The organism is Terribacillus sp. JSM ZJ617, from assembly GCF_044383785.1.
GTDB lineage: Bacteria > Bacillota > Bacilli > Bacillales > Amphibacillaceae > Terribacillus.
On the sequence record NZ_JBISEQ010000002.1, the window covers coordinates 1 to 13,367 of the forward strand.

The following is a 13,367-nucleotide window of genomic DNA, read 5'->3' on the forward strand; positions in this document are numbered from 1 at the left end:
AGGAATTACCGGTCCAACGGGAGCAGCAGGAGCGACAGGAACAACAGGACCTGCAGGAATTACCGGTCCAACGGGAGCAGCAGGAGCGACAGGAACAACAGGACCTGCAGGAATTACCGGTCCAACGGGAGTAGCGGGAGCGACAGGAATAACAGGACCTGCAGGAATTACCGGTCCAACGGGAGCAGCAGGAGCAACCGGAGTTACTGGCCCGACAGGTTTAACCGGAACCACAGGAATTACCGGACCAACCGGCTCCACAGGTAGTGCACTGCCTTCAGTTAGCGCTCTTGCAGCAAACCAGGTAACCACAGCTCTTGCTATTCCTCTTAATACCGATACGGTAGTTAATACAATTACTCCGGCTGTAGTGGCGGGGAACAATGTGAAATTAGATTTTAATGTACAAATTGCTGTAGTAACCACTGCCAACTGGTCAGTTACTATAACTGCTACACTCCGAAGAGATGGAACCACTCTGAATCAGGTAAGCATTGGTCGAACTGGTACAGCAGCAGGGACATTTCGTATCTTGGTACCGAATACGTTTGTTGACGTGGTACCAACCACTGGAACAGTTACCTATACGGTAAGCATTACTGTTGTGCCAGGTACAAATATTACATCTGCCACGGCTGAGACGCGTAATCTGAACGGTACACGCTTTGTTTAATAGAACCAAGGCCATAGCAACTAAAGCTATGGTCTTGATTTTTTATTTGCAATGCCGAAAAATAGCGAACACTAAAACTTTTCAGTCAATAGCTCGGGGCGTATAATAGAAAGGTAGTTTAAGGAGGTATACATATGACGAATAAATATCGACAAACATGGGATTTGGATGCGATATTCCCTGGGGGCAGTAACTCGGCCGCGCTAGCTGAATTCGCAGAGAAAGCAGACCAAGCTTTACAAGATTGGAAACAGGCTTTGGAAGCCTTCCATGTTCCAGATCAGGCTGAAGATACTGCTGGCTTGGTGCGTATCGTAGCGGAGTGGGAAACTTCTGCTAAACATGTATTCGAGGTTGTTGCATTCGTTGAATGTCTCGTTGCACAGGATGTTACAGACAAAAAAGCAAAGCAATGGTCTGGGAAGAAAGATGAACTTATGGCAGCCTACAGCGGAACGCTTACTGGTGTAGATCAAGTTATTACACTAGTGCCGCAGCAGACGTGGGAACAGATGCTTGAGCAGCCGGAATTGATAGATTATGCATTTGTGCTTGATGAGCGCAGAAAAGAGGCTGCTGAAAAGCTGTCGCCTGAACAGGAAGTATTGCTGAATGATTTGGCGATTGATGGCTACCATGGCTGGGGAGGTATGTACGATACGATTGTCGGCAGCATCCAAGTGCCATTGGAAATCGATGGAGAAGAGAAATCCTATTCTGTTGGTCAAGCTGCCAATAAATTGGATGCTCCAGATCGCCAAGTAAGACAGCATGTATTCGCTAGAATGCAGGAAGCTTGGACAGAAAAAGAAGATTTCTTTGCTGAAACGCTTAATCATCTAGCAGGTTTCCGTCTTCAGACATACAAGCATCGAAAATGGGACAGTGTACTGAAAGAGCCGTTGGCTTATAACCGTATGTCTCAAGAAACACTGGATGCTATGTGGGGAGCGATCACGGATGAGAAGGATTCATTCGTCAAATACCTGCAGCGCAAAGCGGAAATCCTCGGTCTGGAAAAATTGAGCTGGTATGATATCGATGCACCGCTCTCCTCTGCGACAAAACATGTTTCATATGACGAAGCAGCTGACTTCATAGTGAAGAATTTCCGGAAATATAGCAGCCAAATGGCAGATTTCTCCCAGAAAGCATTCGAAAAGCGTTGGATTGAAGCAGAAGACCGCAATAGCAAACGCCCTGGTGGCTTTTGTACCAGCTTCCCGGACAAAAAGGAAAGCCGGATTTTCATGACGTTCAGTGGTACTGCTTCCAATGTATCTACGCTAGCGCATGAGTTAGGTCATGCTTATCACAGCTACGCAATGAATGATGTGGAACAGTTGAACCAGGAATATGCAATGAACGTGGCTGAGACAGCTTCGACATTGGCTGAATTGATTGTTTCCGATGCAGCAGTTAGAGAAGCTGTGACGAAGGATGAGAAAATCGCATTAATTGAAGAAAAAATTCAGCGCAGCATTGCATTCTTCATGAATATCCACGCAAGGTTCTTGTTCGAAACAAGATTCTATGAAGAACGTAAGAACGGATTAGTATCTGCTGCGCGCTTACGCGAGTTGATGGTCGAAGCTCAGAAAGAAGCATATAATGACCAGCTTGATGAGTATGATCCGACATTTTGGGCATCCAAGCTGCATTTCTACGCGACTGACGTACCGTTTTATAATTTCCCGTACACATTCGGGTTCTTGTTTAGTACTGGTATATACGCAAAAGCAGCAGAAAATCCGCAAGACTTCGAGCGTTCCTACAATGCTTTGCTTGAGGACACAGGCCGGATGACGGTAGAAGACTTGGCGATGAAGCATTTGCAGGAAGACTTAACGGACAAGGCTTTCTGGCTTAAAGCTATCGAAGTTTGTAAGCAGGATATTGAGGAATTCTTGAGATTGACTGCAGAATAACGAAGGAAGACCACTCACTGGAGTGGTCTTTTTTTATGACAAATGTCATCTTTTCTTATGACATTACTTTCTTACTCCTTGCAGTCTGTCTTGATATTCTGATAGCAGGAGGTGGGGTCATGCTAAAGATAGATCATATCAGTAAATCATTTAATGGGCAGTTGGTACTAAGAGATATCACATTTCAAATGACAGAGGGTGAGAGTATTCTCCTGTTGGGCGCGAATGGAACTGGCAAGTCTACGCTAATAAAAATTGTTTTACAAATGCTGAAACAAGATCGAGGAAGTATGAATTGGGAAGGCAAAAGACCTCATATTGGATACGTACCACAATCACCTTCTATGATCGGGAATTTAACGCTCTATCAATTTGTTTCATATATGCTCTCTTTGCATGGTAAGAGAAAGCAGATCCAGGCAGTATTACGAGATGCAGGATTAGAATCCAAAAAGAAGGTGCTGGCAGAAAATTTAAGTACTGGTCAGATGAAACGTCTATTATTCCAGCTAGCTGTTGCAGTTAAGCCAAAACTTCTAATTATGGACGAACCGACAGCTGGTATGGATCTGGAAGCTAAACGGAAATTTCGCAGGCAGTTGTCTGATGTACGCTCGAATGGAATGAGTGTATTCATAACGACTCATATTTTATCAGAAGCAGAAGAGCTAGCGGAACGATTGTTGTATCTGGAGGATGGCGTTATAAAAGTAGACCGTCCTATAAAAGAAATAAAGATGGACAGAAAGTCAATTAGCTTCCGAACACATTCCAAGAATAAAAGAATACTGTTCTCGATGGGTTATATCCAGAAGGATGGATTATATCGAAAGCTAACGGAGGATGCTGATAATGAACTGGAATTGCTGATCCAGAAAAGTATCAAATTTTCACAGCTTGAGATAATAGGCGATACTCTCGAGCAGTATGTAGAGGGCCTGGAAAGAGAGGAAGGTGGTATATGAAAGCTATTATTCAAACGGTAGTGATGGAAGTCCAAAGAATGATAAAAAATAAATACTTTCTCTGTTTCTCTTTATTTATGCCTTTCGTCTTTTATACATTGTTCACTTATATTAATAGAGGTTCAACTGTCGACGGAGTAGACTTTGATTATTATTTTCTCATATCCATGACCTGCTACAGTTTGGTAGTGACTTCTGTGCAAACATTTGGCATTCAAATTATGTATGATAGAAGGCAAACTTGGATGGACTATTTGTTTACCCATCCGCTTACACCACCACAGTATTTCATTTCCCGTATTATAACGCAGCTTTTACTGAACGCAGTCATTGTTTCGTTGTTTTTCTTAATTATAAATGCATGGAAACAATTCAATCGTCCTTTGGAAGAATGGATAATAACAAGTATATGGCTGCTGGCTGGTTCAATTCTATTTCTAACAATCGGAATCTTAATTGCTCAGACGAAAAAGGTTGAGACAGCATCTGTGACAGCTAATATAGTAGTGTTGGGACTAGCTATTTTAGGTGGTCTCTGGATGCCTCTGCAAACATTTCCAGACTGGGTACAAATGATTGGAGAGTGGCTGCCATCATACTTGTTTGCATTGGGTGCGCGGAATATAGCCTCAGGAGAGGGTATTGAACTTTTCAATATCATAATCCTCACCTGTTATTTTTTGGTATTATTTATAGGAGCGATAATTTTGCAGTACAGGCAAAGGAGCTGACTACGTGAAGAGATTCCGACTGTTTCCGGAAGAAGATGGCTATATACCTCATCTTTGGCTTGCCTATTATTATTTCACATTATTATATTTGATTGGAGAGCAAGGTTTTCGATTCTGGTTCCCTCTCTTAGTAATGATTATCATCTTTTTTTGTTATAGGGAGATCTATTGGCGGCCGGAAAGGACTTTTTCTTCAGCAATCATCTTAACTATACTAGTTGCATATTTAGTTTTTTTTATTGAACAGACTTTTTTCTACTTGCTTTTGTATGCGATTAATATGCTTTATGTACTGAAAAGTCCAGCAAAATTTTGGATTGGATATATGACAGTTAATGCAGTAACAGGCATCATGCTTTTCACGGATATATATGGGATTCACGATTGGACCTGGGGATTTATTTCTCCTGGTATCCTGATTAGTCTCATTACACCAGCAGTTTGGAAAGTTCAAGAAAAGTGGTACCGCAAATGGGAAGCAGTCAATGAGGAGCTTACTGACACAAAAAAGCAAGTGGAAGAATTGATCAAGGAGCGTGAGCGGGATAGGATTGCACGTGACTTGCATGATACGGTAGGACAAACGCTATCCACAATCTCAGTAAAAAGTGACATCTCAAAAAAACTATTATTCCAGAACCCGGGGAGGGCAGAACAAGAATTGCATGATATCCAGCAGTTGTCTCGATCCTTGCTTCAGGAAATGCGTGAAATTGTCAGCGATATGCGTCTTGTTTCCTTGCAGGAAGAGTACGAGGCAGCGCAGCTTAGATTAAAAGAAGCTGGTATTGCTTCTGAATCGGAACAACAACTATCTTCAATAGAAGACAGTTCAAAGGAAACCATGCTTGCCTATATTCTCAAAGAAGCTGTCACCAATGTCATACGTCATAGTAACGCCACGTTCTGTAAAATCCGGGTCATACAAACTAAAAACGTTCTGCATTTACAGGTAGAGGACAATGGCGGCTATAATAATACGCTCGCAGAAGAAGGAAACGGCTTGGCTGGAATTAGAAAACGTGTCAGCTTAATGAAGGGGGAAGCCCATTTTCATGAGCGGCCAAATGGCGGCTTGCACATGATAGTAAAAGTTCCTATGCAAACCGAAGGAGGAAACAGTAATGATTCGTATGCTATTGGCGGATGACCAGAATATGCTTCGAGGTGCCATGGCTGCGATGCTCGATTTAGAGGATGATTTCGTTGTCACTAATCAAGCTGCCAATGGTGAGGAAGTCTTGCAAGCACTTGAAACGCAAACTTTCGATTTATTAATCCTCGATATTGAAATGCCAAAATTTAATGGCTTGGAAGTGGTCAAACAATTGCGGCAAAACAGTCGCATAGAGAAGGTTTTGATGCTGACGACCTTTTCTACGGCTGCTTATGTAAAGGAAGCTATGAAGCTGAAGGTTGAGGGGTATTTGCTGAAAGATACACCTAGTGATCAGCTTGCACATGCTGTAAGAGATATTGTGTATCATGGACGCGCGGTAATTAGTCCAGAGATAACTTATCAATTCGTACAAGGCATCGATAACCCATTAAGTGAACGTGAAAAGGAAATTCTCCACCTTGCTGAAAAAGGGTTCTCCACAAAGCAAATTGCAGCGGAACTATTTTTATCACCAGGAACTGTCCGGAACTATTTCTCGGAACTACTGGATAAACTTGGAGCGCAAAATCGATCCCAAGCAGTCTATATAGCGAAAGAAAAGGAATACATATAAAAAACACAGTTCCTTGGAGTGAAGGAACTGTGTTTTTTGGATTAATCACGCGCATCCAACATAGATTGCAGTTTTTTGGAGACTGCTAGCAGGATGATACCTACTACAATCGCTGCTGCACCGATTACACTGAATATCTCCACATAACCAAGTGATTCTGTCAATGCAGCAAGCTGTCCAGCGATAAGGCTGGCAATACCAGTTGCGGCCATCCAGACACCCATCAATAGAGAAGCGATTTTCACCGGTGCTACTCGACTTACCATCGATAGCCCAACGGGTGACAGACATAGTTCGCCTAACGTATGGAACAGATAAGTGAAGACGATGAATAGAATATTAGCTCTGTGAACGATATTCCCTTCGTCACTACCTGTATAAAGCACTGCTGGTACTAAAATCATAAACCCTAATCCCAATAGAATCATACCCATGGACATTTTTGTCGTTGTACGGAAATCTCCGCGTTTTGATTTACTTAATTTCAACCAGATTGCAGAAACGATTGGTGCAAGGATGACAATGAACAATGGGTTCACAGATTGGAACCAGGATACAGGTATCGTATAACCGCCAATACTTCGATCAATAAAATCTCTCGTATATAGTGTTAAGGAAGTACCAGCTTGTTCAAAGCCAGCCCAGAAGAAGATGATGAATACAGCTAGAATCAGTACTGCACCTGTCCGCTTCTTATCAGCAGCTGTCATTTTTGCAGGAACGCTTCCCGCAGCTATATTAGTACGCGCAGGTTTTGTGCCAATATCACCTAAATAACGCTTACCTAACAAGCTAAAGATCAACTGACCGATAACCATACCAATAGAAGATGCCAAGAATGCCCATTTGAAGCCAAAGTGTTCAATTCCAGCAGCATCAGTTGTGTGGAATAGATCCTCAGCAAGGAATCCTGCAATTAGAGGAGAGAAGAATGCACCGATGTTGATACCCATGTAGAAGATGGTAAATGCAGCATCTTTACGTTTATCCATCGGATGATACAACTCACCAACATGTGTTGAGATATTCGGTTTGAAAAAGCCGTTACCAATTATTAGGAACAACATACCGATATATAATCCCCACTGATTGTTGAATAGGAATATTGTGAAATCTCCGATCGCCATTGTTACGCCACCAATAGTGATAGCGGTACGTAGGCCGATATACTTGTCAGTCAAGTAACCGCCAATAATTGGCGTAAAGTATATAATTCCTGTGTACAAACCATAAATTAATGCAGCTTGCTGCGTATTCATGCCCAATCCGCCGCTAATTGCTGCAGCAGTTAAATAAAGCATTAAAACTGCACGCATACCATAGTAGCTATATCTTTCCCACATTTCGGTGAAGAAGAGAAGATACAATCCCTTTGGATGCTTCTTCCCTTGTGGGATTGTAGCTGGTGTATCCATTTTAAATCCTCCCTTTTTAAAGAACATTGTCCATTATACGTCATAGTTTTTCTCGAATTCAAACAATTTCGTTAGATGAAGTAAAAGTAATAAAATTGCTAAAATTAGCACTTGGGTAATATTTCACTTATAGGAAATATTATTAATTATTGCTAACGCTGTCATTTTTCTATATAATAGATGGACAACAGAAAACAAAACGGTACAAAAAAGCCTGCAGGGGGAGCCATTTCGGCTGAGATGGACGTATGTCCAGACCCTTCGAACCTGTGAGTTAGCACTCGCGTAGGGATGTAGCTTCTTTGATGGGGAAACAATGCACATTGGGCCATCGGAAGAATCCCACTGCAGCATTGTTTTTTTGTTGCATTCTTTATTAGGGGAGAAAAATATGCAATCAAGAAGCAGGGTTTTATTTTTAGTAGAGGTGGCGATATTCGCCGCACTTGCATTCGTATTGGATTTATTTTCATTTAAAGCATGGGCGCAGGGAGGGAGTATCTCCTTGCAGATGGTCCCAATTTTCTTAATGGCGTTTCGGTGGGGATGGAAAGGCGGACTTACAACAGGATTAGTAGTCGGACTGCTGCAATTAGTTACCGGTCCTTATATAATACATGTTGTCCAGGGTTTTATGGATTATCCTCTAGCCTTCACTTTAGTTGGGCTGGCTGCTGTCACAGCTGGATCCGCTCGTAAGGCTGCAAAAGAAAATAACCGCACAAAGCTTGTAGGAATGTTGATCATCGGAACATTGATTGGCAGTATAGGTCGATTTGCAGCACATTTTGTAGGTGGAATGGTCTTCTTCGGATCTGCAGCTGCACCAGGACAAACTGTTTGGGCTTACTCGCTCATATACAATGGCTCTTACCTGCTGCCAAGCTTTGTAGCCAGCATTATAGTTATTCTCATTCTCGTTTTGGCTCAGCCAAAACTTATCTTACCGAAAAAATAAGAAAAGGCGCTGTCTCATGACAGTGCCTTTTCATTTAGATAAGCAAGCCTTCGACGTTATCTGTTCCAGTTACAATCAAAAAGATTTTACCTTCATCAAGATCCTCTTCAAAATCCTCGGCTTCTTCTTGGGAAAAACCGATTTCTTTCAATTTTGCACGAAGTTCATCGCCTTGTTTACTGAACATGCTACCAACAGCACTTTTAGCACCCATCTCGGATAACCCAATCGTATTGGCATCCACTTTACTGGATACACGTTTTGTTCTGTCATCATCATGTGACAATACATAGATGTTATCTTTGTTTACGCCTTTTGTGCTTAAAAGTTGAATGTCTTCTTGCAGCTTTTCATCGTTCGTGTACTCTTTTAAATATGGTTTCAAGTTGAATTCTCCTTTTTTAGCTAATTTGATGTACTAAATGTCTACCCGCTGGCTAGAAAATAAAACCAACAATATTAATTACAAACAATCAATATAGTATGTCTATTATCTGAAATTCGGCTTACAGACGCTGTATGTTGTGATAAACTAAAGAGAAAATCGAAGTTTCCAGTCCTGGTGAGGAGGAAACAATATGGCAGATATCATTGATTTGGACCAGTTTAAGACTAAAAGATGCTTATGTCAGGTTGCCAAAATGAAAGGTATCGAATACGAAATATACTTGACTGTCGTTAAATATGTGGACAAGCATACAGAGAAGCTACTTCCTGAGTATGCTTTTAAAACGACAGATTCCGATCTGTATAAGATATTCAATGGGAATCGCAAACTTTTTTTGAAAAGTTATCATGACTTGCTGCGTTATTGGGAGATCCCGCTGATTGATGCAGAAAATCCTGCTAATATGGAATTTGAACGTTTTCCTAAAATAGGGGATCTATGTGCTTTTATTGACCGAAAAGTTCAAACAGATAAATATACGTGTTGAAAGGACAGCTGGATGTATCAGCTGTCCTTTTTGAATGAAGGATAGAAAATGTTAATCCGTGAGAGCATAGGGGAGATACGTTTAGCTTTGTATTGGAAGGGCAATACAGAACTAATTGATTCAAAAGGAGAGAGTCATATGGTGAATAAGACAACAGAAGTTTCCGCAGCAGAAGTGCTAGAGCTATTGGAAATTGAGGGCGGAGAAAAAGTGATAGTTTTCGGTGCTGGTAATGGTAATTTGGTTATTCCTATTGCTCATAAAACAAAGGATCGCGTTACAGCTCTTGAGAAAGATGAAAATTTATTGGAAGAGTTAGCACTTCGTGCAGAAGAAGAGACACTAACGAATATCGACCGGATGCCGAGTGGATTAGACAGGCTTCTTAATTTCCCCGACGCTTCCTTTCAACGTGGACTTGCAGCATTCGTGCTGGATAGCTTAGATGAACCAGAGCAGGCAGCGGCGGAAATGTACAGAGTGACTATTGAAAAAGGTATCATGATAGCGCTCGGCTACAGTAGAGATCACAGCGCAGATCTGCTTGCAGACAAATTGAAGAAGGCAGGGTTTGAAGTATCTAAAGGGGACTTAAATGAAGAAGTATATTATGTGAAAGCTTATAAAGCATGAGAAAACCGCCAAATGTGGCGGTTTTCTATTTGTTATTGAAGCATGCTTGGGATATCGCTCTCTGCAGTCGGATAAGCCCAAAGCAAGGATTGCAGCATTTGTACAGGTGCTTCCATTTCAATTGCCAAAGTGAAAACATTAATCAAGTGTTGAGCATGGGCAGCATATATATGTGCACCGACGATAACCTGTTTTTCCTTGTCCAAAATGATCTTGCTGAATCCTTCCTCCAGCCTCGTTATCTTGTTTGTAAAGAAAGAGCTCAAATCTTGTTTGATGACAGTATATTTGTCCTGAGCTTTTGCCGCCTCGTCAGCTGAAATGCCAACTGAAGCAATTCCGGGTATCGTATAAACAATGGAAGGTTGAACATGATTGAATTCATCTTGTTGTTTCCCTTCCAGCATGTGATGAATAACACGGCTACCAGCTTCTGAAGCCAACGGTGTAAGCGGCAGCTTACCATCATCTGCACAATCACCTGCAGCGTAAATATGCGGTGCAGATATACTCTGCTGATTTTTATCCACTTTGATTCCTTTCTTGCTATAGGAAATGGAAGTCTGATCTAATCCCATTTCTAGCACATTCGGTGTTCGGCCAGCGCCGTGAATTACAATATCAGCAGATATCTTTTTCGTTTGGTTTCCGGAACGCACGGAAACGATGAATTTGTTTCCTTGTTTTTCAACAGATTCCAGTTCGGTATTGGTCCTGATATCGATACCGAGCTTTTTGCTGTAATCGACCAAATGGTTGACGACATCTTCGTCGAATCCTTTCAATGGACGTTCCCCGCGTTGAATGAGTGTTACTTTTCTATTGAAGCGCGCAGCAATATGTGCGAATTCAAAACTGATATATCCTCCACCGATCAGCACCAATTCCTGGGGAAGCTCATGAAGTTCGAAAAAAGCATCGCTTGAAACCAGATGTTCAAATCCATCTACGGGAAGTCTGGCAGGGGAAGCTCCCGAAGCAATTAGAATATAAGAAGCCTGCAGTTTCTCTCCGTTGACCTGTACAGTATGGTCATCGATGAATTGTGCGTGTCCTTGGTACACCTCAATGCCGTCATTTTTGAATTCCTCGACTGTCATTTTAGGAATAGGTTCCGTGAACGTCTCCTTGTGTTCGCGAAGCTTGCTCCAATCGAGCTGTGCATTTCCAGTCAAACCATAATTCTTCATCCGATCAAAAGCATCCTGGATTCTGACAGTTTCTATCAGCACTTTCTTCGGATCACATCCCCATTGAGGACATGTACCGCCAAATGGCTTATCATCAATAACGGCCACAGTCCAGCCCTTTTTTCGGGCTGCTGAAGCCGTGCTGTGGCCACTAACGCCAGATCCTATTACAATCAAATCCAGTTTATGCATAGTATCATCCTTCCTGGCAATATCCTAATTCTGTACCCTGGCCCTACGTATAGAAAACATCCGTTGCAGACAATACATACGGATTGGAAAAGTTCTGATAAGATAGAGAAAAAGACATAATTGGACATGTTAAAAGGAGAGGTATCTGTGAAAACATTCAAACTGGTAGAGCTTACTCTATATACGACAGAACAAGGAAATTTAAAAGAAAAAGAAATGAAACTGTCCGAAGGTTTAATCATCAATAAGGAAGAGGATAACGAATGGGTGCTGGAAGCGGTACTGGGGAAAAATGATTTAAAAAGCGTACAAGTATTGTCTGAAAACCGTAAAGTACTGCTTGCCCAGGTCCGAATTACGAAACCAGAAAACCGTCCAGCTATGTTCCTTGTCCAAGTACAGGAAGTGAATGATTTAGGTGAAGAAGGAAATGTAATCATGAAGGGCACGCTTGCGAGGGAAGAAAAAATGGAACTGCTCGCTTCTATTAAAAGAATGAGGGAAGAAGGAATGGAAGAGGAAGAGATATTGACAAGCGGAGCCGGTTCGATAGAGTAAGCGCGCTTGAAAATGCGAGCTATTCTCTATCATGCCTGCTATAATAGAATACATTTGAAACGTGCATTTAAAGGAGTTCTTGTATGCGTACCTATGACCCGCGTTGGCGATGGCTGAATAACATTTCGCCAACCAGATTGATCATCTTATTTTATTTAGCGGCAGTAGTGATTTCTACCTGCTTACTGGCTTTGCCGGTGGCTCATAAACAAGGAGCAAATATTTCCTTCATTGACATAGTATTTACGGCTGTCAGCGCAATCAGCGTGACCGGACTTGCTTCTGTTCCGATACATGAATATTTCAACACCACAGGCATCATTTTGATTGCCTTCACGATGCAGCTGGGCGGAATTGGCGTCATGACACTAGGAACATTTGTATGGCTGCTGTTCGGTAAGAAAATCGGTTTCAAGGAACGGAGACTGATCATGGTTGATCAGAATCAGGTATCGTTTCGTGGAGCGGTTAATCTTATGAGGCAAATTCTAGTTGTTGTCCTGACAATAGAATTGATTGGATTCCTAGTTTTAGGTACGTATTATCTGCAATATTTCCCAACGGCAGGTGAAGCTTATTTTCAAGGGCTTTTTGCTTCAATAAGCGCTACGACAAACGGAGGCTTCGATATAACCGGACAGTCACTCATTCCGTTTCGGCATGATTACTTTGTGCAGTTCGTACATATGCTGCTTATCGTCCTGGGTGCAATCGGTTTTCCAGTCCTGATCGAGGTGAAGCAGTATATGTTTGCTTCGAAGGATGAACGCGCTTTTATCCGGTTTTCCTTGTTCGCGAAGCTGACAACAATCACTTTCATGGTACTTATTTTTGCTGGTGCAATCATTATTGCATTGCTTGATTCCAGGAACTTCTTCGTGGGGAAATCCTGGCATGAAGTATTGTTTTACTCGCTTTTCCAATCGGTGACCACACGAAGCGGAGGGCTTGCAACAATGGATATCGCGCAGCTGACTGAACAGAATCAGCTGTTCATGTCTGCACTAATGTTTGTCGGGGCTTCCCCAAGCAGCGCAGGAGGAGGTATCCGCACTACCACTTTGGCATTAGTGGTCATTGCGCTTTACCACTTTGCCAGAGGGAACAAACAAATTACGGTCCTCCGGCGGGAGATTCACCCGGAGGATTTATACAAAGCAATCAACGTGACTATCTTCGGAATGATTTTAGTATTCACCTCAGCTGTAATACTTGCCTCCATAGAGCCGTTTTCGCTTACTGAGGTGCTATTTGAAGTATGTAGTGCATTCGGAACGGTCGGCTTGAGTCTCGGTATAACACCGGAGTTGAGTGATGCAAGTAAAATTGTTTTGATGCTGCTCATGTTTCTTGGGAGAGTCGGCATCCTGACATTCTTGTATTCCTTGCAGCGGAATTCGCAGACAGCGAACTTCCACTATCCGAAAGAACGTATCATTATCGGTTAATGAAAGAA

At 42.1% G+C, this 13,367-nt stretch carries 14 protein-coding genes and 1 riboswitch; of the genes, 11 read left to right on the plus strand and 3 right to left on the minus strand.

Translation table 11 applies throughout. The features are described from left to right. The 6 genes from ACH6C1_RS06230 to ACH6C1_RS06255 all read left to right on the plus strand — a co-directional run. Positions 1–673: collagen-like triple helix repeat-containing protein (locus tag ACH6C1_RS06230; RefSeq protein WP_374075630.1), on the plus strand; the 673-nt coding region annotated here is incomplete at its 5' end. Between the two features lie 134 nt (positions 674–807). Next, entirely contained in the window at positions 808–2,601 is a 1,794-nt protein-coding gene (locus ACH6C1_RS06235) for a M3 family oligoendopeptidase (protein WP_374075633.1), read from the plus strand. A 119-nt stretch (positions 2,602–2,720) separates the two neighbouring features. Beyond that, a complete protein-coding gene (locus ACH6C1_RS06240) occupies positions 2,721–3,566 on the plus strand; it encodes an ABC transporter ATP-binding protein (protein ID WP_374075635.1) in 846 nt (281 codons plus the stop codon). Beyond that, on the plus strand, positions 3,563–4,297 hold the full coding sequence (locus ACH6C1_RS06245) for an ABC transporter permease (RefSeq protein ID WP_374075637.1): 735 nt from the start codon (positions 3,563–3,565) through the stop codon (positions 4,295–4,297). The genes ACH6C1_RS06240 and ACH6C1_RS06245 overlap by 4 nt, the downstream gene beginning before the upstream one ends. Positions 4,298–4,301: 4 nt before the next feature. Next, the gene (locus ACH6C1_RS06250; protein ID WP_374075639.1) at positions 4,302–5,447 is read left to right on the plus strand and encodes a sensor histidine kinase; all 1,146 of its coding nucleotides are present in this window, start codon (positions 4,302–4,304) and stop codon (positions 5,445–5,447) included. After that, a complete protein-coding gene (locus ACH6C1_RS06255) occupies positions 5,422–6,030 on the plus strand; it encodes a response regulator transcription factor (protein WP_374075641.1) in 609 nt (202 codons plus the stop codon). Before ACH6C1_RS06250 ends, ACH6C1_RS06255 begins: the two co-directional genes overlap by 26 nt. 41 nt (positions 6,031–6,071) lie before the next feature. Here the strand turns inward: ACH6C1_RS06255 and ACH6C1_RS06260 are convergent, their stop codons facing one another. Then, the gene (locus tag ACH6C1_RS06260; RefSeq protein WP_374075644.1) at positions 6,072–7,445 is read right to left on the minus strand and encodes a peptide MFS transporter; all 1,374 of its coding nucleotides are present in this window, start codon (positions 7,443–7,445) and stop codon (positions 6,072–6,074) included. Positions 7,446–7,654: 209 nt separating this feature from the next. Continuing rightward, positions 7,655–7,754: riboswitch (TPP riboswitch) on the plus strand. Positions 7,755–7,836: 82 nt separating this feature from the next. On the opposite strand from ACH6C1_RS06260, the gene thiT reads away from it, so the two are divergent. After that, positions 7,837–8,403: an energy-coupled thiamine transporter ThiT gene (thiT, locus tag ACH6C1_RS06265; RefSeq protein ID WP_374075646.1), complete on the plus strand. Its 567-nt coding sequence runs from the start codon at positions 7,837–7,839 to the stop codon at positions 8,401–8,403. A 34-nt stretch (positions 8,404–8,437) separates the two neighbouring features. Here thiT and ACH6C1_RS06270 read toward each other — a convergent pair whose 3' ends face one another. Beyond that, complete coding sequence (locus tag ACH6C1_RS06270; protein WP_095222956.1) at positions 8,438–8,788, minus strand: YflT domain-containing protein; 351 nt, start codon at positions 8,786–8,788, stop codon at positions 8,438–8,440. 193 nt (positions 8,789–8,981) lie between these two features. On the opposite strand from ACH6C1_RS06270, the gene ACH6C1_RS06275 reads away from it, so the two are divergent. After that, entirely contained in the window at positions 8,982–9,338 is a 357-nt protein-coding gene (locus tag ACH6C1_RS06275) for a hypothetical protein (protein WP_374075648.1), read from the plus strand. Positions 9,339–9,476: 138 nt separating this feature from the next. Then, a complete protein-coding gene (locus ACH6C1_RS06280) occupies positions 9,477–9,971 on the plus strand; it encodes a class I SAM-dependent methyltransferase (RefSeq protein ID WP_374075650.1) in 495 nt (164 codons plus the stop codon). Between the two features lie 32 nt (positions 9,972–10,003). On the opposite strand, the gene ACH6C1_RS06285 is transcribed toward ACH6C1_RS06280, so the two are convergent. Continuing rightward, the gene (locus ACH6C1_RS06285) at positions 10,004–11,353 is read right to left on the minus strand and encodes a dihydrolipoyl dehydrogenase family protein (RefSeq protein ID WP_374075652.1); all 1,350 of its coding nucleotides are present in this window, start codon (positions 11,351–11,353) and stop codon (positions 10,004–10,006) included. A 147-nt stretch (positions 11,354–11,500) separates the two neighbouring features. On the opposite strand from ACH6C1_RS06285, the gene ACH6C1_RS06290 reads away from it, so the two are divergent. Then, positions 11,501–11,911 carry a YwpF family protein gene (locus ACH6C1_RS06290; protein ID WP_374075654.1) on the plus strand — a complete coding sequence of 137 codons (411 nt, stop codon included), beginning with the start codon at positions 11,501–11,503 and terminating at the stop codon, positions 11,909–11,911. A gap of 83 nt (positions 11,912–11,994) precedes the next feature. Continuing rightward, positions 11,995–13,359 carry a TrkH family potassium uptake protein gene (locus ACH6C1_RS06295; protein WP_374075656.1) on the plus strand — a complete coding sequence of 455 codons (1,365 nt, stop codon included), beginning with the start codon at positions 11,995–11,997 and terminating at the stop codon, positions 13,357–13,359. Positions 13,360–13,367: the final 8 nt, after the last annotated feature.

Excerpts from the sequence above, each read along its gene's own strand:
- ACH6C1_RS06245 (WP_374075637.1), top strand. The coding sequence starts at position 3,563 with ATGAAAGCTATTATTCAAACGGTAGTGATGGAAGTCCAAAGAATGATA.
- ACH6C1_RS06255 (WP_374075641.1), top strand. The coding sequence starts at position 5,422 with ATGATTCGTATGCTATTGGCGGATGACCAGAATATGCTTCGAGGTGCC.
- ACH6C1_RS06275 (WP_374075648.1), top strand. The coding sequence starts at position 8,982 with ATGGCAGATATCATTGATTTGGACCAGTTTAAGACTAAAAGATGCTTA.
- ACH6C1_RS06295 (WP_374075656.1), top strand. The coding sequence starts at position 11,995 with ATGCGTACCTATGACCCGCGTTGGCGATGGCTGAATAACATTTCGCCA.
- ACH6C1_RS06280 (WP_374075650.1), top strand. The coding sequence starts at position 9,477 with ATGGTGAATAAGACAACAGAAGTTTCCGCAGCAGAAGTGCTAGAGCTA.
- thiT (WP_374075646.1), top strand. The coding sequence starts at position 7,837 with ATGCAATCAAGAAGCAGGGTTTTATTTTTAGTAGAGGTGGCGATATTC.
- ACH6C1_RS06260 (WP_374075644.1), bottom strand. The coding sequence starts at position 7,445 with ATGGATACACCAGCTACAATCCCACAAGGGAAGAAGCATCCAAAGGGA.
- ACH6C1_RS06285 (WP_374075652.1), bottom strand. The coding sequence starts at position 11,353 with ATGCATAAACTGGATTTGATTGTAATAGGATCTGGCGTTAGTGGCCAC.
- ACH6C1_RS06240 (WP_374075635.1), top strand. The coding sequence starts at position 2,721 with ATGCTAAAGATAGATCATATCAGTAAATCATTTAATGGGCAGTTGGTA.
- ACH6C1_RS06235 (WP_374075633.1), top strand. The coding sequence starts at position 808 with ATGACGAATAAATATCGACAAACATGGGATTTGGATGCGATATTCCCT.